The organism is Paenarthrobacter ureafaciens (assembly GCF_004028095.1).
GTDB lineage: Bacteria > Actinomycetota > Actinomycetes > Actinomycetales > Micrococcaceae > Arthrobacter > Arthrobacter ureafaciens.
Window position 1 is genome coordinate 352,494 of sequence record NZ_SBHM01000007.1, and the last position, 21,358, is coordinate 373,851.

Annotated in this window: 19 protein-coding genes; 8 read left to right on the plus strand and 11 right to left on the minus strand. The window is 64.8% G+C overall.

What is annotated here, in order from left to right:
• The first annotated feature begins 1 nt into the window (after window position 1).
• From AUR_RS05830 to AUR_RS05855, 6 genes are all read left to right on the plus strand, one after another.
• Window positions 2-730 (plus strand): CPBP family intramembrane glutamic endopeptidase, encoded by a 729-nt coding sequence (locus tag AUR_RS05830; RefSeq protein ID WP_021473850.1) that lies wholly within the window; start codon window positions 2-4, stop codon window positions 728-730.
• Between the two features lie 162 nt (window positions 731-892).
• A complete protein-coding gene (locus AUR_RS05835) occupies window positions 893-2,179 on the plus strand; it encodes a DDE-type integrase/transposase/recombinase (protein ID WP_062095146.1) in 1,287 nt (428 codons plus the stop codon).
• A gap of 163 nt (window positions 2,180-2,342) precedes the next feature.
• On the plus strand, window positions 2,343-2,780 hold the full coding sequence (locus AUR_RS05840; RefSeq protein ID WP_062099312.1) for a VOC family protein: 438 nt from the start codon (window positions 2,343-2,345) through the stop codon (window positions 2,778-2,780).
• A 22-nt stretch (window positions 2,781-2,802) separates the two neighbouring features.
• A complete protein-coding gene (locus AUR_RS05845; RefSeq protein WP_021473848.1) occupies window positions 2,803-3,750 on the plus strand; it encodes a 1,4-dihydroxy-2-naphthoyl-CoA synthase in 948 nt (315 codons plus the stop codon).
• A gap of 7 nt (window positions 3,751-3,757) precedes the next feature.
• Window positions 3,758-4,897: an AMP-binding protein gene (locus AUR_RS05850; protein ID WP_062097781.1), complete on the plus strand. Its 1,140-nt coding sequence runs from the start codon at window positions 3,758-3,760 to the stop codon at window positions 4,895-4,897.
• 51 nt (window positions 4,898-4,948) lie between these two features.
• Window positions 4,949-5,827, plus strand: coding sequence for a 1,4-dihydroxy-2-naphthoate polyprenyltransferase (locus AUR_RS05855; protein ID WP_062097782.1), 879 nt, complete (start codon window positions 4,949-4,951; stop codon window positions 5,825-5,827).
• Here AUR_RS05855 and AUR_RS05860 read toward each other — a convergent pair.
• Window positions 5,824-6,129 (minus strand): DUF4229 domain-containing protein, encoded by a 306-nt coding sequence (locus tag AUR_RS05860; protein ID WP_021473845.1) that lies wholly within the window; start codon window positions 6,127-6,129, stop codon window positions 5,824-5,826. The genes AUR_RS05855 and AUR_RS05860 overlap by 4 nt on opposite strands.
• Before the next feature lie 90 nt (window positions 6,130-6,219).
• Between AUR_RS05860 and AUR_RS05865 the strand changes: the two genes are divergently transcribed.
• Window positions 6,220-6,663 carry a PLD nuclease N-terminal domain-containing protein gene (locus AUR_RS05865; RefSeq protein ID WP_021473844.1) on the plus strand — a complete coding sequence of 148 codons (444 nt, stop codon included), beginning with the start codon at window positions 6,220-6,222 and terminating at the stop codon, window positions 6,661-6,663.
• A 5-nt stretch (window positions 6,664-6,668) separates the two neighbouring features.
• The gene (locus tag AUR_RS05870; RefSeq protein WP_062097784.1) at window positions 6,669-7,217 is read left to right on the plus strand and encodes a hypothetical protein; all 549 of its coding nucleotides are present in this window, start codon (window positions 6,669-6,671) and stop codon (window positions 7,215-7,217) included.
• On the opposite strand, the gene AUR_RS05875 is transcribed toward AUR_RS05870, so the two are convergent.
• The 10 genes from AUR_RS05875 to AUR_RS05920 all read right to left on the minus strand — a co-directional run bounded on the left by AUR_RS05875 (window position 7,186) and on the right by AUR_RS05920 (window position 21,357).
• Window positions 7,186-8,691: a dynamin family protein gene (locus AUR_RS05875; RefSeq protein ID WP_062097786.1), complete on the minus strand. Its 1,506-nt coding sequence runs from the start codon at window positions 8,689-8,691 to the stop codon at window positions 7,186-7,188. The genes AUR_RS05870 and AUR_RS05875 overlap by 32 nt on opposite strands.
• On the minus strand, window positions 8,688-10,604 hold the full coding sequence (locus AUR_RS05880; protein ID WP_206616265.1) for a dynamin family protein: 1,917 nt from the start codon (window positions 10,602-10,604) through the stop codon (window positions 8,688-8,690). Before AUR_RS05880 ends, AUR_RS05875 begins: the two co-directional genes overlap by 4 nt.
• Window positions 10,605-10,750: 146 nt before the next feature.
• Window positions 10,751-12,064, minus strand: a complete 1,314-nt coding sequence (locus AUR_RS20245) for an IniB N-terminal domain-containing protein (protein ID WP_062097788.1) — start codon at window positions 12,062-12,064, stop codon at window positions 10,751-10,753.
• A 166-nt stretch (window positions 12,065-12,230) separates the two neighbouring features.
• On the minus strand, window positions 12,231-14,300 hold the full coding sequence (locus AUR_RS05890) for a LuxR C-terminal-related transcriptional regulator (RefSeq protein ID WP_082694417.1): 2,070 nt from the start codon (window positions 14,298-14,300) through the stop codon (window positions 12,231-12,233).
• Window positions 14,301-14,302: 2 nt separating this feature from the next.
• Window positions 14,303-16,342 (minus strand): Hsp70 family protein, encoded by a 2,040-nt coding sequence (locus AUR_RS05895; protein ID WP_062099317.1) that lies wholly within the window; start codon window positions 16,340-16,342, stop codon window positions 14,303-14,305.
• Between the two features lie 213 nt (window positions 16,343-16,555).
• Window positions 16,556-17,617, minus strand: a complete 1,062-nt coding sequence (gene ccsB, locus AUR_RS05900) for a c-type cytochrome biogenesis protein CcsB (RefSeq protein WP_021474362.1) — start codon at window positions 17,615-17,617, stop codon at window positions 16,556-16,558.
• The gene (gene resB / locus AUR_RS05905) at window positions 17,617-19,314 is read right to left on the minus strand and encodes a cytochrome c biogenesis protein ResB (RefSeq protein WP_062097790.1); all 1,698 of its coding nucleotides are present in this window, start codon (window positions 19,312-19,314) and stop codon (window positions 17,617-17,619) included. Before resB ends, ccsB begins: the two co-directional genes overlap by 1 nt.
• Window positions 19,314-20,069, minus strand: coding sequence for a cytochrome c biogenesis CcdA family protein (locus tag AUR_RS05910; RefSeq protein ID WP_021474360.1), 756 nt, complete (start codon window positions 20,067-20,069; stop codon window positions 19,314-19,316). The genes resB and AUR_RS05910 overlap by 1 nt, the downstream gene beginning before the upstream one ends.
• 4 nt (window positions 20,070-20,073) lie before the next feature.
• Complete coding sequence (locus AUR_RS05915) at window positions 20,074-20,682, minus strand: TlpA family protein disulfide reductase (protein ID WP_021474359.1); 609 nt, start codon at window positions 20,680-20,682, stop codon at window positions 20,074-20,076.
• A gap of 9 nt (window positions 20,683-20,691) precedes the next feature.
• Window positions 20,692-21,357, minus strand: a complete 666-nt coding sequence (locus AUR_RS05920; RefSeq protein WP_062097791.1) for a histidine phosphatase family protein — start codon at window positions 21,355-21,357, stop codon at window positions 20,692-20,694.
• Window position 21,358: the final 1 nt, after the last annotated feature.

A 21,358-nucleotide genomic window follows, 5' to 3' on the forward strand; every position in this document is an offset into this window, starting at 1 on the left:
TATGGGCACAATTTCCACGCAGACAAGGCTCTACAGGTTCAATGCCTTGGACGCTGCCGCCGTTGCCGCATACGTGGGCTTTACCCTGTACTTCACGTTCTTCGGCGCGTCCGTCGAGCGGCTGATGCTTCAGCTGTTTCCCGAGCCGGCCACAGCGTCCTACGCGGTCAACGCGGTCTTCTATGCCGCCGTCGGGCTTTTCGCCGTAGCCTCTGCCTGGCGGGTGGCCGGTCGCGACCTCAAAATCCTGGGCACGCGGCCGTGGTTCACGCTGGGCATGGTGCCGTTGGCGGTGGTGGCGATGCTGATCCTCACCGCGCTCCTGGTGGCCGCGCTGGGGACCGCGCAGAGTTCCGAGAACCAACTGGGGATCCAAGGCCTGCTGCAGCAGGTGCCCGCTTGGCTGATGGTTCCGTTGCTGGTGCTGGTGGGACCGTTCGTCGAGGAATACCTCTTCAGGCATTTGTTGATCGGGAAATTGTCCAAGTACGTCAACATCTGGGTGTGCTGCGCCATCTCCACCGTGGTGTTCGCATCGATCCACACAATCGGACGCGAGGGCCTGGAGTTGTCTGCGCTGGCGCCGTACCTTGGCATGGCCGTGGTCCTGGTGGGCGTCTACGTCTGGACGGGCAAGAACCTCATGTTCGCCTACTTCGTCCATGCGACCAAGAACCTCCTCGCCGTGGTGCTGATCTACGCAATCCCCGCGGAACTCCTCACCAACTGACCGCACCCCCAAACCACCCAACCAGGTCGCATTTGTGCACGTTTTGAGCCCTGAAAACGCGTGTGGAGTCTCATGACTTAATAGACAGTTCTGTCTCATGACTTCGTAGACACTCTGTCTCAGGACATCGTGGACACTTAGCTTGCGGGTTTGCTGCTATGCATGAGCAAACCCCAACCGGACATCAAGATCCGGCATGCTGTGGCAACGTGGTCCGAGGATTCGCCCAGAGGCGCGGTTACTGCGTTCTGCAGGAAGCACAATGTCTCCCGGGCCTGGTTCTACCGGGTCCGGGCGGCGGCTGCCGAGGTGGGGCCGGTGAAGGCATTGGAGAAAAAGCCCACGATTCCAAGAACCATGCCGGCCCTGACCCCACAGGCGATGATCGAGTTGCTGCTCGGTACCCGGGCGGAACTGCAGGAGAGCGGGCAGGACCACGGTCCGCTTTCTGTCATCGCGAAGCTCTCACGACAAGGCTTCACACCGCCCTCGCGTGCCACCGTGGCCAGGATCTTTTCCCGGGCCGGTGTCGTGATGCCCGAACCGCGGAAGAAGCCTCGAAGCGCCTACAAAAGGTTCGTCTATCCGCAACCCAACGCGTGCTGGCAAATCGACTCGACCGAATGGCAGCTCGCCAGCGGCAAGAAGGTAGCCATCTTCCAACTCATCGATGATCATTCGCGTTTGGCGCTGGCGTCCCTGGTCGCACCCGGCGAAACCAGCGCCGCCGCAATCGCCGTCGTTACCCAGGCCATCGAACGCCACGGAGCACCGCAGAAGTTCCTTTCCGACAACGGCTCGGCACTGAATCCCACCCGCCGCGGCCGCACCGGGGCCCTCGTGGAGTTCCTCAAAGCCAAAGGCATCGAACCGATAACGGGCAAACCCTACAAACCCACCACCCAAGGCAAGAACGAACGCTTCCACCAAACCCTGCACCGATACCTGCACAGGCAACTCCCGGCCCCTTCAATGGCTGCCCTGCAACTGCAGGTCGACGCTTTCGATCTCTACTACAACAACGAACGCGAACATCAAGGCCTACCCGCGGGAACGACGCCCTATGAGGCCTGGAACGCCACCCCGAAAACGCCCCCGCCAACCGTTCCTGAGCAAGTCACGCCCGCAACGGACAGGCAAAGCGCGCACCGAACAGTGAACCGGAACGGGTCCGTGACGATCCTAGGAACCCACTTCAAAATGGGCAAAGAACACACCGGCACCACCGTGCACATCATCTACGACGACACCACCATCATGTTCTTCGGAGCACAAGGCACCGAGATCATCACTCACCCCAGACCTCCGCACGGAACCACCTACGTCGGCAACGGAAAACCCTCAGGAGTCGTCGCAGACCCACAAGGCACCCGCAAGAAACGAACAAAGTACCCGCCCCGCAGAGGCCGACAAACAAAGTCCCAAGACGAAGTGTCCACACAGTCGTGAGACAACAACCGTCCACGAAGTCATGAGACATGAAGTGTCTACAAGGTCATGAGACATGACAGCCCTGAAAACGCGCACAAATGCGACCCAGTTGGGGGAACCCGGACGGAAGGTGACCGCAAAGTCCTACCCGGCCACCCGCAGCGGGATTAGCTTGGAGCACATGACACTCAACATCCAGGTGGTAGTGGACTGCAAGAACCCGCACGAGCTCGCCGATTGGTGGGCCGAGACCCTCGAATGGACGGTCGAGCCGCAGGACGAGGACTTCATCCGGTCCATGATCCGGAAGGGCTATGCAACCGAGGACCAAACCATCACGCACAACGGCAAGCTGGTGTGGGCCGAAGGCTGCGCGATCGTTCCGGCCGAGGACAAGGATCCCAAGACCGGCCGGCGGATCCTCTTCCAGACGGACCCGAACCCGAAGAGCGTCAAGAACCGGGTGCACTGGGACGTGCGCCTGGACGGCCGGGACAAGGACGTGGTCCGCAAGGAACTGGAAGCGCGCGGTGCCACCCATCTGTGGACCGCCAGCCAGGGGCCGCACGAGTGGCACACCATGGCCGACCCCGAAGGCAACGAGTTCTGCATCAGCTGAGGAGCGTTACTAGACTCGGACTGTGAACAACGATCTCCCTGCCAAGGTTTCCGACGTCTTTGACCCCTCACGCTGGCGCACCGTTTCCGGCTTCGACGACTTCAAGGACATGACGTACCACCGGCAGGTTGAGCGCACGGCTGACGGAATCAGGGACCTCCCCACCGTCCGGATCGCCTTCAACAGGCCCGAAGTCCGCAACGCGTTCCGCCCCGGCACCGTGGATGAGCTGTACCGGGCCATGGACCACGCCCGCATGACCCCCGACGTGGCAACGGTGCTGCTCACCGGCAACGGCCCCTCCCCCAAGGACGGCGGACACTCGTTCTGTTCCGGCGGCGACCAGCGGATCCGCGGCCGGGACGGTTACCGCTATGCAGAAGGTGAAACGCAAGAAAGCATTGACCCCGCCCGCGCCGGCCGGCTCCACATCCTTGAAGTCCAGCGCCTCATGCGCACCATGCCCAAGGTGGTGATCGCCGTCGTCAACGGTTGGGCGGCCGGCGGCGGCCACTCGCTCCACGTGGTCAGCGACCTCACCATCGCCTCCCGCCAGCACGGCAAGTTCAAGCAGACGGACGCCACGGTAGGAAGTTTCGACGCCGGATACGGCTCAGCGCTGCTGGCCCGCCAGATCGGCCAGAAAGCCGCGCGCGAGATCTTCTTCCTGGCCCGCGAATACTCCGCCGAGGACATGGTGCGCATGGGCGCGGTCAACGAGGCGGTGGACCACGAACGGCTGGAAGAAGTAGCCCTGGAGTACGCTGCGGACATCGCCCGCCAGTCCCCGCAGGCCATCCGCATGCTCAAGTTCGCATTCAACCTGGCCGACGACGGACTGGCAGGCCAGCAGGTCTTCGCCGGTGAAGCCACCCGCCTGGCCTACATGACGGACGAGGCCGTGGAGGGCAAGGAAGCCTTCCTGCAGAAACGCGACCCCGACTGGTCCAACTTCCCCTACTACTTCTAGGACCGGCATGGACATCGATCCCATCCTGAAGGCCCTGTCCGCTGCCCTCCATGGCGAGGGCCCCGCCGTCGAAATCGTCACCGACGCGGACGGCCGGCCCAGCGCCGTACCCGTGGAAACCGGCGTCGAGGAAGCTGCCGTGGTGGTCCGCACCTCTGGCTCCACCGGGACACCCAAGGCGACCGTCCTCACGGTCGATGCGCTCGCGGCGTCGTCCGTGGGCACGGCCATTACGCTGCGCGCCGAGGGCCAGTGGTTGCTGGCACTTCCGCTCCAGTATGTGGCCGGGGTGCAGGTGCTGGTGCGTTCGCTGTATGCGGGCACCAGGCCGTGGGTGATGGACCTGTCCAGCGGCTTCACCCCGGAGGCGTTCACGGCCGCCGCGCAGGAGCTGACGGACAAGGTCCGCTTCACGTCGTTGGTGCCCACGCAGCTGCAGCGCCTGCTCGACTCCCCCGCCCCTGAAGCCCTGGCCGCGCTGCGCCGTTTCAACGCCATCCTGCTGGGCGGCGCCCCCGCTTCCGCCGAGCTGCTCGCGACCGCCCACAGTGAGGGCTTGAAGGTGGTCACCACCTACGGCTCCGCCGAGACGTGCGGCGGGTGCGTGTACGACGGCGAGCCCCTGGACGGCGTCCAGGTCCGGATCGGCGCCGGCGAACTTGAAGGGCGCATCCTGCTGGGCGGCGAAACGGTGGCGGCCGGCTACCTTGACGGCGGCTCTCCCGCAAAGGACGTGTTCTTCGAGGAGGACGGCGTCCGCTGGTACGTCACCGGCGACCTCGGCGAACTCTCCGACGACGGCAAGCTCACCGTGCTGGGCCGCGCCGACGACGTCATCATCACCGGAGGCGTCAAGGCCTCCGCCGCGTACATCCAAAGCAAGCTCGAAGAGCTCGACGGCGTCACGGCAGCTTTCGTGGCCGGCGTCCCCTCGCGCGAGTGGGGCCAGGCGGTGGCAGCGTATGTAGCCATGGAGGATCCGACGCCCGCCGGCATCAAGGGCTTCACTGGCCGCCGCGAGTCAGCCCTGGGAGTCCTCAGCCCCAAAACAGTGCTGGTGGAGAAGAAACTGCTCATGCTGCCGAACGGGAAACCGGACCGGATGGCCATGACCGAACAGCTCAACCGGCTGCATCAGGGACAATAGGACAGATTCGTCCCTACCGAAGATCAAAGCGAAACACACGAGGTACTGCACGTGGCGACAGCTGCACAATGGATTCAAGGAGCCAGGCTCCGAACACTGCCCGCGGCGATCGCGCCGGTCCTGATCGGCTCCGCGGCGGCGTTTGAACTCCAGGCATTCAAGCTGCCGAACGCCATCCTCGCCGCACTTGTGGCTCTGCTGCTCCAGGTCGGCGTGAACTACGCCAACGACTACTCCGATGGCATTCGCGGCACCGATGAGGAACGCGTGGGGCCGCTGCGCCTGGTAGGTTCCGGCGTTGCCAGGCCTGAGCAAGTGAAGTGGGCCGCGTTCGGGCTGTTCGGGCTGGCCATGCTGTGCGGTTTGATCCTGGTGATCATCACCCAGGCGTGGTGGCTGATCCTGGTGGGCATCGGCTGCGTCCTGGCCGCCTGGGGCTACACCGGGGGCAAGAACCCCTATGGCTACATGGGCCTGGGCGATGTGTTCGTCTTCGTGTTCTTCGGGCTCGTGGCTACGCTCGGAACCACCTACACCCAGGCAGGGCAGGTGAGCCTCGCCGCCGTCGTAGGTGCGATCGGAACCGGCCTGATTGCGTGCGCCCTGCTGATGGCCAACAACGTGCGGGACATTCCCACGGATACCGCCGCCGGCAAGCGCACCCTGGCTGTCCGGCTGGGTGACCGCCACGCCCGCGAAAGCTACGTGCTGATGCTCGGTGTGGCGATCCTGCTGGTCATCGTGCTGGCACCCACCAAGCCGTGGATGCTGATTGTGCTGCTGCTGATCCCCGCTTGCCTCATGCCGGCCTGGCTCATGATCAACGGCAAGAAGCGCAAGAGCCTCATTCCGGTGCTCAAGCAGACCGGCCTGATCAACCTCGGCTACAGCCTGCTGTTCTCGCTCGGACTGATCCTCACCCGGATTTAGGCGTTGGGCCGCTTGTCCGTGTTGATGGATACGTCCGGGTTCTGCTCCACCAGGCCATCCTCGGCAGCGGCATCGTCCACTTCGCCCGCAGTGCGCATGGGTTTGGCACGCCCGGAGAAACGTTCACGCATGGCCGCCGTGGCCTCGTCACGCTGCTTCTGGAAGAACAGGTAGCTGATGGCAAAGGCGATCAGCCCGGCAAAGATCACTGCCAGGAACACTCCGGTCCCCAAAAACAGGAAAAGGACGAACAGAGGCACGAAAAGCGCCAAACGGATCAGGGAATACTTCAGGAAAGCCACCCTTCAAGTTTAGCCGCCCGATTCATTGCACTCTGATCACAGCCTTTGGAGGGGATCCAGCGAACCGCTCCGGGCGACTAGACTTGGTGCATGCTCCGGGTTGTTGGCGTCGTCGTCGTCCTTGTTGTCTTCGTGTACGCCCTTGTGGATGTCATCCGTACGGACCGCCACGCCACCCGCGGGATTTCCAAACCGGCCTGGATCGTGGTCATGATCGTCTTGCCTGTGCTTGGCGCCATTCTCTGGTTTATCTTCGGCCGCCCCTACGGCAAGCCTTCGGCACAACCCGTCCGCCGCTACCCCACGGCCCCCGACGACGATCCCGAGTTCCTCCGCAACCTCGAACTCCGCCGGCGGAACCAGGCAGAAGAAGAACGGCTGAAGAAGCTCAAGGCCGAGCTCGACGCCAAGGAGCGCAAGCTCAAGGATTCCAAGGGCCCGGAGGGAACGGGCGGGCCCAAGGGCAAAGGTTTTGCTACCGGTGAGGCCAAGCATGGCGAGCCGGACCCCCATGATACCGACGAGCTGAAGTAGGTAATATGGCCACACCAGCGCCTCCGCCACGTCCCGGTGTAACGCTCTCCGCACCACCGCCCATAGCCGTTGCTACGGAGGCACCTGGTCCGGCCAAGGTGTCGCGCTCCTTGTGGGTGGCAAGCTTCGTTGCCGGAGCAGCGTTGATCGTGACGGATTTCCTCGGCAGGAACTCCCATTTCGAACGGCTCAAGGGCGTCATCGAAGGCATGGTCCCGGCTGGTGACGCTGAGTCACTGGAGGGCGCCACCGCCGTCGTTTTCCTGGGAAGCCTGTGCATGCTGGCGCTGGTGATCGCCATGGAGGCCGTCCTCCTGGCGATTATCTTCAAGCGCAGGAGCTGGGCACGATGGGCGCTGGCACCCTTGGTCCTGCTGCACGCCGTGGTCACCGTGATCATCTCGGACTTCGTCGTTGCGCCGGGTTCCGACGGTGTCCTGGCCACCGTGCTGCTGGCCGCCCAATACATTTTGGCCGCGGCCGGACTGATCCTGCTCTTCCTCCCCGCCACAACGGCGTGGCTCAGGAGCGGGCGGGAGCAGCAGCCGGAATAGCCGCCAGCATCCCTTCGCAGCTGCGGATCACCACGCGGCAAGCATCCAGGGCTGACGGCTCGGTGAGCGGGTTCTCGGCGATCAGCCGCCAACGGTTCAGGCTCGCCCGCGCAGCCTCGCTGATGGCGTCGTCGTCCGCGTCCTGTGCGACTCCCAGCCGGTGAGCCGGCAGGGTCCCGCGGCCACCCACCAGCCGTTCGGCTTCGGTGGCGAGCTCCGGAGTGAGGCCCGCGCCTTCGGTCCTCAGCTTTGCCAGCAGCTTCAGTTCCCGGAATTCGTGCGCGCCCGCCTGCAACCGTTCCATGGCCGTGAGCAGCCGGGCGGCATCCCCGCTCGCTGCTGCGCCGGCCGTCCCGGCAGTGCGGAGCAAAGCTTCCAAACCCACGACGGCGGCCCTGGCCTTGAGTGCCTCGGCCCGCGTCTGGAAGAGCGCGGCGACCGTTTGAAGCAGTTGGCCCAAGCCGCTGCGCCGGGCAAGCTCGTGGGCCAGGTTGGTGGGGTCGCTGATGCCGCCATTGATCAGCGCCACCCCGAGCCGGATCCCGAACAACCCAAACCGCGCAACCAGGGAAGCCTTGGCGCCTTGTTCCACACCGGCGGGTTCCGGTGAACGGACAAAACGGTCCACGGACAGCAGGGTTTTGTCGCGTTGGGCCTTGTCCATTCCGGCCAAGGCAACCATGACCTCAAAGTCGGTTTGACGCATGGTTCTGGAGCTTTGGGCCAGGAGGCCTGCCACCGGGACGACGCCCAGGGCCAAGGGCTTGAGGTTCTGGTCCCGACTGTAGCGGTCGGCGATCACAGCGGCCGATATCAGGGAGTCGATCCGGCCCGCTCCGATCTCGTCCGCTCGCGAGAGCACGGCCAAGGCGTTGACGGTCCCGGACTTCCCGGCAGCGTTGTCCTTGAATGACTCGAGGAAACGCACGTCCGAGGCGTGCAGGTGCCTCATCAAATAAATGACGGCATCGGCAGACGACGGCGCGTTCTCCGGAAGAAGGAATGCCGTTGACCGTCCGGAGACGTCCTGGGAGAGGGAGGCAATGCCGGGAGTATCTATCAGGGTGAGGTCCCTGAGGCTGGCGGCCGGCCAGTCAACCACCAGGCGGTCAACATCTTCCGCCTGGATGTCCCCCAATTGAAAGACCAGCCGGCCGTCTTCCCTGGTGACCGGCAAGGTGCGGGGCTCGCCCGCAAGGGGGTGGAGCGTCACACGGGGTGTTGCTCCGTACCGGTACCAAGTAACTATGCGTGTGCATTCACCGGCGTCGGTGGGTGCGATCTCCTCGCCGATGACTGCGTTGAGCAACGTGGACTTACCGGCCTTCACCATGCCGGCCACCGCAATGCGCAGCGGCCCGTCCAGGCGGTCCGCCAGGTCGTCGATGACCGCGAGCGCCCGGGCGTCGCCGTCGTAAATCTGCCTGGCCTGCTGCAGCAACACTGCGGCGTCGGCTACCACCTGACCATTCATCCGGCCCGCACCGCGGTGGCTTGGGAAGCCTGCTGCTGTTCAGGTGCGGCCGGCCGCTTCTCCGGTGCGGGGTGCCTCGCGTCGGCGGCACTTCCTTGCAGCTGCGTAGCTGCCTGGTGCAGGGCGTCCACCGTCTTGAGCTGGGTCCGGATCTCCTTCATGCGCAGGTCGCGTTCCACCGCGTAGGTGGCGGCGGCCTTTTGCGCGGCGGCCACGGAATCGGTAAGGGAACGGTGGTGTTCGTCAGCGATCTCGGTGAAGTGGTCCCGGGTTTCCCGCTGCACCATCCTTAAACGGTCTTTCAGCTGCTTTCCCACTTGGAAGACGATGTCGTCGATTTGCTTCCGGACCAGAGTCTTCGCTTCGGCCTGGCGTCGTTTGAGCCGTGCTTCCTTCTCTTCGCGGTAGGCCTTCCTGCCGAGCATAAGCCCTGCCCCGACGGACAGCGGGTTGATCAGGGCCATGCCGAAGATGCCCGTCAGCAGGCCGAACATCAGCACCCCGCCGTACGAGCCGCGCATGCCGATGAGGAGTTTCTGGAGCGGTCCCAGGCGCCCGTCTTCCATGGTGGGCATTTCGCCGACCGGATCCAGTACCCCGCCCGTATCTGCGACGTTGGTCAGGGGCAGCGCGACCACTTCCTCGGAGAAGTGTTCGGCGACTTGGAAGGCAAGCCACTGGGAGCGCTCGCTGGTCCAAATGAAAGTGTCGGAGATGGCGGCAGCCGTGCTTTGCTCCAGCCAGACGGTGAACTGATCCCATGCCGGACCCGGGTCGCCTTGGTCGATGGCGGTCTCGGCTTCGCGTTGGATGCGCCGGAGCCTGTCCCTGAGGTCGTACTCCATGTCCGCTATGAGATCGCCGATTCCGTCGTTGAGGGTGGTCTGCCAGCGGGAGGAGCGTTTCCTGAGCGCGTCGGCTTCCTGTTTGGCGGCCTGTAGGTCGGCGATCATCTGCGGGGTGCCTTCAGGGTTTTCCAGCGCTGACAGTTCGGATTGGAGGGAGAGCCTGAGGTGTTCGGTGACGGTCAACAGGTCCTGCGCCACAGAACGACGCCGGAGCGTGGCGGCTTTGCCCACGACGTCGTTGCGAAGCGACGTGATGAGCGCCGGGAAGCCTGACTCGTCGTTGAGTTCCTTATCCTTCAAGCGCGCAGCCTGCAGCCTGAGCTCCGAGGATACGGGGAACAGGGGAATTCCGGGCCCTACCTCGGACAAGTGCTGCCGGTCGAGCGCCTCGATCTGCCGCCAGCTGGGATACAGGTCGGTCTTGGTGAGCGCTGCGAGGACGTTCGGGCTGACGCGCATGGCCTGGCGAAGGAACCGGATTTCGGGTTCGGTGTATTCCTGGGAGGCGTCGGAGACGAACAACACTGCGTGTGCCGACGGCAAGGCGGTGAGGGTGGTGAGCGTGTGGCTGGAACCGAGGCCGCCCACGCCGGGGGAATCCACCAGGGTCAGTCCGCCTGCGAGGAGTTGGCGGGGCAGCGCGACTTCGGCTGCCGCAAGGTTCTTGGCGTTTCCGGGGTTGCCGGCTTCCGAAACGTACGCGGCAAGTTCGTTGATGTTGACCGGCCGGCGTTCCAGCTGGTCACTTCCCGCAGGGGCAGCTTGGGTGGCAGGGTCCTGTTCCGGTGCTTGCGGGCCCTTGGCCACCAACACCGAGGCCGATGGCGCGTCCCCGTGCTTCACCACGGTGGGCACGGAGGTGGCGACGTCGTCGTCCACCGGACAAACCGGAGCGTTGACCAAGGCATTGATGAGCTGGCTCTTGCCCTGCTTGAACTCGCCCACCACGATCACGCGGACGCTGGGGTCAAGCAAACGACGCCGGGTCTGCTCCAGCCGGCGTCGAAGGTCGTTCCTCTCCCCTGCCCCCACCAATTCCATGCCCTGTTCCACCAAAGTGGCCATGCGTTCGGTTTCCGTCACAGCTGATCCTTTGTTTGCGACCTCAAGTATGTGAATGTCCGGCGAAAGTGCCCGGCAGGTGGTTTCCCGCCTGCCGGGCACTGCCGGGGCCTTTCCTTGCTGGCCTCTAAACCGGTTGGCTCCCGGTATTAGTCGATTTCCACATCGTTCTTGGCTACCACCAGCGAGTCGTCGATGTCGTTGTATTCGACGTCGAGTTCGTTGTCGGCAATGACCGTGTTGTCCTCAACGTTGGTGTACTCGAGTTCGACCTCGTTGTCCTGGATCACCGTGGAATCGTAGTTGAGCTGGACGTCTTCCACGTCGTACTCTGTGGAGTTGTCCACTTCCAGTTCGTTGTCCTGGACCACGATGGAGTCGTTGATGACCTCCACGTCCACGTCTCCCACTTCGAGTTCGGTGGAGTTGTCCGTCTCGTTGAACGAGTCCGTGACGTTCACTGAATTGTTCGAATTGTCCGTGTGCGTGGAGTTGTCCGTGTTGAAGGAGTCCTCGATCTCCACATCCACGTCCAGGTCCGTGTTGTAGGAATCGTCCGTGTTGTACGAATCGTCCGTGTGGGTGGAGTTGTCCGTGTTGTAGGAGTCCTTCGTCACCGAATGATCCGAGTTGTCGTTGAACGAATCCTCGATCTCCACATCCAGTTCGGTGTTGCCGACGTTCACTTCGCCGGAACCGTTGGTGATGTTCAGCGAGTGGTCGTCGGTGTTGTTGGTGGTTGTGGTGGTGGTCGTGGTGGTTGTGGTGTTGCCCGAGTTCTCGACGTCGTCGCCGGCGGCAATGGCTCCGTCACCCGAAGCGATGACTGCGTCCTGGTTGAACAGCTGGGTGACGTCGCCGTCGGCCCAGATGTTCTGGTTCACGGACTGGTCCGTGATGGTGTCGCGGTCGTCGATGTTGGTGGTGTAGGAGTAGTTGTTCACCACATGGACCAACTGCTGGACTGCATGGGCGTGATCGTCCCAGTCGCCGCCGTTGTGTCCCCCGCCACCGCCGTGGCCGTGTCCGCCGTCGTGGTCGTCATCATCATGGCCACCCCAGCCGCCGCCACCGCCGTGGCCGTGTCCGCCGTCGTGGTCGTCATCGTCACGACCACCCCAGCCGCCGCCACCGCCGTGGCCGTGTCCGCCGTCGTGATCGTCATCGCGGCCGCCCCAGCCGCCGGTGTTGCCACCGCCGCCGGGAGCGTGGTGCTCGCCGCCACCACCGGTTGAGGCGTGGTTGCCGCCGGTGTTGTACTCACGGTCGAAGGAGGCACGGGCGTTGATGGGTGCGTAGTCCAGGACTACGGGCCGGGCGGCATCCACATCAGCGCAGGAAACGTCCCGCAGCCCGGCGGCTGACAACGCAGCTTCGGGGTTGCGGACGAACTCATCTGCTGCGTCGGGGTTGTTGAACAGGCTCATCAGGAACTGTACGAGCTGTTGTGCGAGTGTTGGCATTGGAACGCTCCCTCAAATTCTGTGGTGATGGAAAACGCCCGGCGCCTTTGCCGGGCTTGCATTCAACGTATGGCCGGGGGGATGCCCGGGGCATCGGGTCCGGTCCCCCTATCCGGCACCCCACCATTAGGGGATTTCGGCCGGGCTCCGTTAGGGGCACAGGGGTTCACTCCCCGGGCGGGTGCCCCTCACCCAGCGCGATCCGCAAGCGAACCAGCAGCTCAGAGCGGTTTTCGGCCCCTAACCGGCGCCGCATCCTGGCCACGTGGTGTTCGGCGGTGCGGGGCGAAATGTAGATGGCCTCACCGATTTCACGGTAGGTCTTTCCCTCCAACATGAGTCTTGCCACCTCGATTTCGCGTGCACTCAAACCGTTCGGCTCGGGCGCCGGCGCGGTGGAGGCGGGAGATTCCTCATGAGTCTCCGCGGGTGCGTGGCCACCCTGCGGGTGGATGTCCCGGGCACAGGCCAGAAGCTTGACCATGTCCCGTCGTTCATCGGCACGGGCTGCCGCATGCCCGGCCAGGCGCGCCCCTTCCCAAGGCATTCCGACGGCGGCCAACCCACGGGCGGCCGTTTCGACGTCGGCCGCGGCGAACCTGCCTGCCAGGACCGATACCCAGGCCTTGCCTCCGGCGGCAAGCACACCCGCGTAGTGGCTATGCTCCGAAGCCCTGACCAAGGCCGCTGCATGTGGTGCAAGGTCCGCCGGACTCTCGCTCAGCAACGCGGCCTGGACGGCTGCCCAGTGCAGAGGGACCGACCACAGCGGCGGATTCCCGAGCCGCTCCAGCAAGTCCCAGGCCCCGTGCAGGTAGTGCGAAACCCGATGTGATTCCCGTAAACGTGCAGCGGCAACAAGCACCTCGCCCCATGGCAGGAGGCTGTACAGGTCAACGGAGACGTGCATCATGGCTTCCCGCGCCCTGTCCCATGCCAAGACCAGCTCGTGGACTTCTCCGCCGCGGCGCGCCAAACCCAGTTCAAGGGCCGCCAGAAGGAATTCCTCCCGGGGCGCCAAGGCCCAGTGATTGGCCTTGTTGGCCTCGTTGATGGCCAGGCGGGCATCGTCCGTGTTGTCCTGCTGCATGGCACACCAGGCCTGCAACAGGTACAGCCGGGGCCGCATCGAGTCTCCGCCCTGCCCGGCGGCGACTGCTGCCTTGAGCACGGAAGCGGCCACCGCGGTCTCTCCGCTGTGCAGGGCGCACAAGGCCGCCAGCACTGCCGGTGCCTCCGGCAGGGGAATGGCTGTGCCCGCGGCGTTCATCATGTCCGAGGCCCTGATCAAGGACGGTAACCCCAAGTGCGGCTTTTGGCCCAGGGTCTGGCGCAGGCCGTCGCTTGCCAGGGATAACGCCACCGCCAAGTGGGTCGGGGACCGGCGCGAACCGCCATCGGCCACCATGGCCTCCGCTCCGGCAGTGTCTCCGGAGCCGATCATGGCAATTGCTGCAAGGGGCACCGAGGCAGCCGTCTTCCCAGGCCCCAGCCACGAGTAGGTATCGGCACTTCGGGACATCATGCCCCGCTGGGCCCACACCGAGGCGGCAACGTCCACTCCCCGCCGGACGTCCGGCGGTTCCGGCAGCGCGAGCAGCCGGTCTATCAAACGGCCGGCCGAGTCCAGATCACCGATGCCCGCTGCGGCCTGGGCCCGGCAGGCCGCTTTCGGCATTTCCTTGGCGCCAGCCAGCACCGACTCCGCGTAGAGAGCTGCGGCCATGGCGGGCTCGGTCTCCAGCACGTTGTCCGCGGCTTCCTCCAGTTCGGCTGCCACGCGAGAGTCCTGCAGCCCGCCCCTGGCCAGGTCACGGGCCAACTCCCCCAAGGGTCTGCCCTCTGCAGCCAACTTATCCACCAATTCCCGTTGCAGGGCGTGGATGGTTGGGACTGGAGTGCTGGTGAGCAGGGCATGCCGCACCGTGCCCACTACAGATCCGTCAGGCATCAGGAGCTGTGCATCGATCGCCGAATCAATGATCCCGGGAAGATCGCTGCGTCCTTCTAGGTTGTCCGGAAGCGGCGATGGCAGGGTGAATCCCGCGGACAACGCCAGGAGCAACTCCCGTACCGCCGCGGTCCCGCCCGGCAAGGCGGTCGACGCCGATGAGGTCGCCGCAGCCAGCTGCGTGGTCCCGTCCGAAGGCAGCTTGGTCCCGTCCGACGGCAGCGTGGCAGCCGCCGGGCGGGACTTGTCTTCCGAGGGTGCTTCCGCGTTTCCCTGGCCCCTCATGCCTACACCTCCGGGGACGGTGCGGGTTCTTGGCTCGGGCTCGTTGCAGGTGGAACAGGCGCCACGGACGGTTCCGTTGTCGGTTCCGTCGGCGCTGGGTCCTGCGTCACTGGAGGGGGTTCCGGCGCTTGGACGGTGGGCTCGGGCGTGGGGACCACGGGGTCCGGTTCGGGCGTTGTGGTGGGTGGCGGCTGCGTCGGGTCCGTCACAGGAGGCTGCGTCGGGTCCGTCACGGGCGGCTGCGTCGGGTCCGTCACAGGAGGCTGCGTCGGTGGGGTGGTCGGGGTTGGACCACTGGCTGCACCACCCGGTTCCGAGGCAGGGGGCGACGACGGCGTTGACGTCCCCGGAGTGGCAGTTCCCGTGCCGCTGCCCGGTGTGGTGGTCCCCGGCGTCGTGGTTCCGCCCGCGTTGCCGCTGGTCGCGCCGGCCGCAGTGCCGCTGCCCGTTCCGGCGCTGCCGGCACCTGGGCCGGTGGTGGACTTCTTCGCGCCCTGACCGGTGCCAGCGGACGTTCTGGCAGCGGCGCCCTTGGCGCTTGCGTCCAGTCCTGTTCCGGCCTTGGCGGCAGGAGGAACGGCCCCGCCGCCGCTGGCCTGACCCTTCGCTTGGGCTCCGCCTTGCGCACCGGCTGGTTGAGCGCCGCTTGCCTGGGCACCGCCGTCGCGCATCACGTCCGCGGCCTGTGAGCCGAAGAGCGCCTGCACGTCCGGGCTTTGCGCCGCCGTCGCGGTCACCACGGTCAGGACGGTGGCGGCCGCCGCAGCAGCCGCGGCCATGCGGACGCGCGAACGCGGAGCGTGTCGGCCTGCTTTGGCTCCGCCCGCTGCCGCGGCCTTCAGCGCAGCCAGCGCCGGGCGTCCACGCACGACGTCGGGGCGCGGCACTGTTTCCAGCGGCACCTCGCGTTGTTCCTGGGCGGGGGCCACAGACACAGCCGCAAGCGCAGCGGCTTCGGCGTCGGGGGTGCCCTTCAGCGAAAGCGCGGCACCCAGGCAAATGGAGGCTTTGGGATCGGCGTCCACGGCGATGGGCCGCTCCAGTTCAACCGAGATCAGTTCAGCAACCAGCGGCACCCGGGACGAACCGCCAATGAGCAGCACCACGCTCAAGTCCTCCGGCTGCAACCGGACCTCAGCCAAGCTGCGTTCCAAGGCATCCAGGGTGTCACGGATGTGGGGTTCGATCATCGCCTCAAACTCGGCGCGGACCAGGCGGACGGACTGTTGGGTTCCCGGGAGGGAGACGGAGATGCTTGCTTCGCTGTCCAGGGACAGTGCTTCCTTGGCTTCCCGGCACTCACGGCGTAAGCGCGAGAGTGCGGCGAGCGTTGCAGGGTCCTCGGGCGCCAGGCCCGTGACGGCTTCGCCTAGGTGAGTCACAACGTGACGCAAAACAGCGGCGTCGAAATCGGCGCCGCCAAGGGTTTCAATGCCATCGGGATGGCCCAGTAGTTCAAAGCGTCCTGCTCCTGCCTTGCGGAGCACAGCGGTGTCGAAGGTGCCACCGCCGAGGTCGTAGACGGCAATGGTGCTGCCATCCTCCACACGGGTTTGGGACGCGTAATGGAGTGCTGCGGCCTCCGGTTCGCTGATCAGCGTGACTTCCGGAAGTCCGGCCATATTCAGGGCTGCAAGGACCGTGGATGTCCGATGCTGGCCCCAAGCAGCCGGGTGGGTCATGACTACTGAATCCGCCGGACCGCCTTCGCGCTCCCGGGCCTTGTCCACCACCCAGCGGGCCATCGTGGCATAAACGTCTTCGGGCGCCATCCAGGCTTCCCCGACGGCGATCGGGACGGAGTCCCCAATGCGTCTCTTGAATTCCCGGACCATCCGCCGGGGGTCGTCCAGGCCCCGGCGCTCGGCGGCTTCGCCCACCAGTACCCTGCCGTCGTCGGCATAGTAGAGCACCGAGGGCACAGCACTGCCGTGCAAACCCAACGGGAGTATCTCGGGGGCAAGGTTGGTACCTTGCCCCTCCTTGTAAATGGCTGCCGCGGTAAAACTCGTCCCGACGTCAATGGCGAGAACATAGCTCATAGTTACCTCGAAAAGAACATGGGCATGGCGCATGCGGTCTTCTTCACAGGCGGGGTTCACACAAGGTAGCACTTGCCCGGCGGCGGGCAAAAGCACTTTTCACAGCTTCCTTGGAGCTTTCTTCAACTGATAGTCGACTCGATGGAGAAAGCCCAGATCAGGCCATGGTCGCGGCTTTGCCGGCCAACATTCGGCCGGCAGGGCGGTACGGCTTTAGAGGCCTGAGTACGAGTGCAGGCCGTTGAAGACCGTGTTCACCAGCGTGAAGTTGATGATCACACAGGCGTAGCCCACGATCGACAACCATGCAGCACGCGTTCCGGTCCAGCCGCGGGTTGCCCTGGCGTGGAGGTAGCCGGCGTAGACCACCCAGATGACGAACGTCCACACTTCCTTGGGGTCCCAGCCCCAGAAACGGCCCCACGCCTTTTCGGCCCAGATGGCACCGAACATCAGGGTGAAGGTCCAGCCGACAAAGGCCACGGTGTTGATCCGGTAGGAAAGGTTCTCCAGGCTCAAGGCGTTGGGGACCACGCGCAGGAACGCCAGGTTGTCCGCGCGGCCTGCGGCCAGGTTCTTCTGGCGGTAGGACTGGAGCAGCTGCAGCGCGGACATCGCGAACGTCAGGGTGAACAGCGCAGAGGACAGCACCGCAATGGACACATGGATGATCAGCCAGTAGCTCTGCAACGCGGGAACGAGGTGGCCCACGGGAGTCCAGAAAGCCACGGACGCGGCAACGAGCATGATGATGCCCAGGCCAACCACGAACGTGCCCAGGAAGCGGAGGTCCCTGCGGATCAGCGCGATAAGGAAGACCGCCACCGCCACGAAAGCACCCGTGGTGAGGAACTCGTACATGTTGCCCCACGGCACGCGGCCGGCACCCAGCGCACGCGTGAGGACGCCGGCACCGTGGATGAGGACACCCAGGACGGTCAGTGCTACGCCCACCCGGGCGGCAGCCCGGCGTTCGCCTGCGTACTTCATGTCGCCCGCTGCCGTCGACTCAGCAACGGTAGGGCCCGACGTCGGACGCTCGCCACGGTCCGCCGGCCCTGCGGCGTCGGAGGCACCCAAGCCGATTCGGCCGGCCGCAACGGCAACCTTTTGCGTCGTCGAACCCGCTGCCGCCTTCAGGTCAACGGCACGCAGGGTCTTGCTGCTCTTGGCCAGGTCCCAGAGGAAAGCAAGGAACGCAATAGTGTATGTGCCGGCGGCCAACAGCATGAAGAGCTCACTGTACTGGCCCAGGGTTTCGTTGATAGCGGGCATTACTGGTCCTTCTGGGTTGTGGAAGAGACGGTGTCGGGAGTGTCACTGGGGTGCGGGGATATCTGCCATTCGTTGGCCAGGAGTTCCCTGATGGCCGCTGCTTCGCCGGCCAGGCGGTGGTCTTCGCCGCGGGCCAGGAGGCCGTACTCGATCATGGTGCGGCCGTCCTGGTGGGTTCCGGTCCGGACCCACACGCGGCGGCGGCTGATGTAAAGCGAGGTCACCAGGCCGGCAACGGCCAGAAGGCCGAAGATCAACGCGTACAGCTGGCCCGGGTTGTGGTGGATGTCCACACCGACGTACTTCTTGACGCTGTCGAAAGTGATGCTTCCCTTGCCCTCCGGGAGCGTTGCGGTCTGGCCCAGGACAAGCGTGATGCCGCCGGCCTCGAGCTTGCGTCCGTTCAACTGGGTGAGGTCGCTGACGTCAAGCTCGAAGACGTTCTGGGGAACACCATTGTCCAGTCCCAGATCGCCGTAGTACGAGTCGAGGGTGAGCTGGGGGTTGGCCAGGGCGGGATCGGCACTGAAGGAGATCCCTTCTTCCGTTTCGAACGCGGTGGGCAGGAAGAAGCCGTTGAAACCCAACTGGTCCGGCTTGCCGTCCGGAACCTTGATGACCACCGAAGAGTAGTAGTTGTCGCCCTGGACCTTGGCAGTAACCGGGCCTTGGAACGCTACATTGCCCTCGCCGTCGCGGACAGTGACCACCGGAGCGTAACCGTTACCCGTGAGGTACATGCTGGTTCCGCCCAGGGAGATGGGGTCGTTGACCTTGAGGATCTCCTTCTTCTCGGGAGCGTCCGTGTTTTCCTTGGTGGTCACCTCGGCCGTGTAGTCGATCGGCTGGCCGGTCTTCCGGGGCGATTCCCTGTCAAAAGTCGCTTGGAATTTGTCCAGACGGACCGAGTACGGCTGCAGCCAGCCGCTCTGGAAGTTGGTGCCCGGGGAGAACTGGTCGTAGCCCACCAGGGTGTTGACGAACGTGTCGCCCTCCACAAGGATGCGCTGACCGCTGTAGCCGAACAGCCCGCCGATGGCCACTGACACCAGCACGCCGATCAGCGACGTGTGGAAAATCAGGTTTCCCACTTCCTTCATGAAGCCGCGCTCGGCGCCCAGGCTCGGCAGATCGCCGTCGGCGTCCCTGACCTCAACGCGGTAGCCGCGCTTCTTCAGAACCCCGGCGGCATCGGTGATGGCCTTCGACGCCGGGATCCCGGCGTCGGCGGCCAACACCAGCGTGCCGTACTCCGGAAGCCGCGACAGGCGCTTGGGCGTACGCGGGGGCTGGGACTTCATGGCCTTGTAGTGCGCAATGGCCCGGGGCGTGACGCAACCGATCAGCGAAATGAACAACAGCAGGTAGATGGCCGAGAACCACGCCGAGGAGTAGACGTCGAACATCTGCACAGCATCCAGGAACGGGCCCGACGTCGGGTTGTTCTTGATCCAGTCGGTCACCACTGCGGGGTTCGCGGGCCGTTGCGGGAACAGCGATCCGGGCACTGCGGCAACCGCAAGCAGGAGCAGCAGGAACAGGGCCGTCCGCATGCTGGTGAGCTGCGTCCAGGCCCAACGGAGCATGCCGCCAACACCCAACGTGGGCAGCGCGGCGTCCGACTTTGCTTGCTGGAGCTTGCCTGCGTCAGGTCCTTCGGCGGGAGACTTCTTGGTGGATTTCACGGACTCGCTCATCAGATCGGCAACTTCACGTCGGTTTGGAACCAGTACTGCAACTCAGTCACCCAATGACCCCACACTCCTGTGGCCATGAGAATGCCAAGCAAAATCAGGATGCCGCCGCCGATCCGCTGGATGGCCAGGCGGTGCTTGCGGAAGAAGGACATCACGCCCATGCCACGCCGGACGGCCAGCGCGATCAACAGGAACGGCACCCCCAGTCCCAGGCTGTAAACGAAGGCGAGCAGCGCACCCTTCGCCGCGGACGATCCTCCGGAAAGGCTCAGCAGCTGCACGGCCGAATACGTCGGTCCGATGCACGGGGCCCACCCCAGGCCGAACGTCAGCCCAAGCAACGGAGCACCCCACAGGCCAGCGGGAGGTTTGGCGTGGATCTTCGCGTCGCGCTGCAACCAGGAGAAGCCGCCCATGAACACGACGCCCATGATGATCACCAGGACCCCCAGGAGCTGGGTGATCCAAGCGTTTTGGCTGCCGGTGAGCACTGTGCCCAGCTGGCCGAACGCCCCGCCCAGGAGCACGAAGATGACCGAAAAGCCCAGCACGAACAGGCCGATCCCGGCCAGCATGCGGCCCCGCCGCTGCCGTTGAAGGTCGACGCCGGTCAGCCCGGTGACGTAGCCAAGGTAACCCGGGACGAGCGGCAGCACGCACGGGGAAAGAAAGGAGACAAGGCCCGCCAAAAGAGCCACCGGCACGGCCAGCAGCAACGATCCGTTCAGGATGGTTTCGGCGAAGGGACTGTTCATGGGACTACTCGGCCACGGCTGAAGCGATCAGGGCCTTGAGCGTGCTCTTTTCGATCTCGCCCAGCACACGGGAGGCAACTTTGCCGTCCTTGTCCAGCACCAGGGTGGTGGGTACGGCGCCGGGCGGAACAATGCCGGAGACGGAGAGCAGGACCGCCCCGTCCTTGTCATTGAAGCTCGGGTAGGTGACGTTGAAGGTCTTGTCGAACGCTTCGGCGGTGGCTTTTTCGTCACGCAGGTTGACCCCGAAGAACTGGACGCCCTGGTCCTTGTACTCCTGGTGCAGCGCTTCGAGCTGCGGCGCTTCCACCCGGCAGGGCGCGCAGGCGGCGAACCAGAAGTTCAGCACCGTGACTTTTCCCTTGAGGACGTCCGGGGTTACGGCCGTTCCGTCAAAGAGGGTTCCCTTGAGCGCCACAGGTGCACTGCGGTCAGCCTTGGCAAACTCGGTCACGGAGCCGTCGCCTGCAACGTAGTTCTTGTTGTCGCCTTTGCGCGCCTGTTCGGCAAGGGAATCCTCCTGGGCACAGGCAGAGAGGCCCATGGTGAGCCCTGCCAGGAGGACGCCGCCGGCAGCGAGCGCACTGCGGCGCGTGAGGTTCTTCTTATCCATGATTCGCTTTCATGCCCCCGGGGTGCTGGCAGCACCGGGCAGCAGGACTGCCGCGGGCTCGCTGTACTCGACGCGGAGGATCTTGCCGTCTTCGTCAAACACCAACGACGTCAGCGACGTCAGGGTGCATTCACGCTTCCGGGGGTCGTGGGCCAACGGCCGGCCCTCCGCGGACAGGCGGGTAGCCCAGATGGGCAGCTGGTGGCTGACGAGGATTGCTTCTGCTCCCTCACCGCCCAGTTCAAGGGCCTTCAGGCGGGCATCCTGGACCGCGGCGAACACGCGGGCCGCCTGTTCCTTGTACGGTTCGCCCCAGGAAGGCCGCAACGGATTGCGGAAGTAGTACCAGTGCTTGGGCTTCAGGAACTCGCTCTTGGTCGGGTGGAGCCCCTCGAAGTGGTTCTCCGCCTCGATGATGCGCGGGTCGGTAGTGATCTCCAGGCCAAGTGCTTCCGCCGTGGGCATGGCAGTTTCCTGGGCGCGCGTCAGTGGCGAGGCCACCAGATGGACGATCCTCGCGCCGTTTCCTGCACGCGCCGTGAAGTGCTCGGCAAGCATGCGGGCCATGTCCCTGCCCCGTTCGGAGAGGTGGAATTCGGGCAGCCGACCATACAGGACGCCATCGGGATTATGGACTTCACCATGGCGGAGCAGATGGACAGTTGCGTGGGGCATG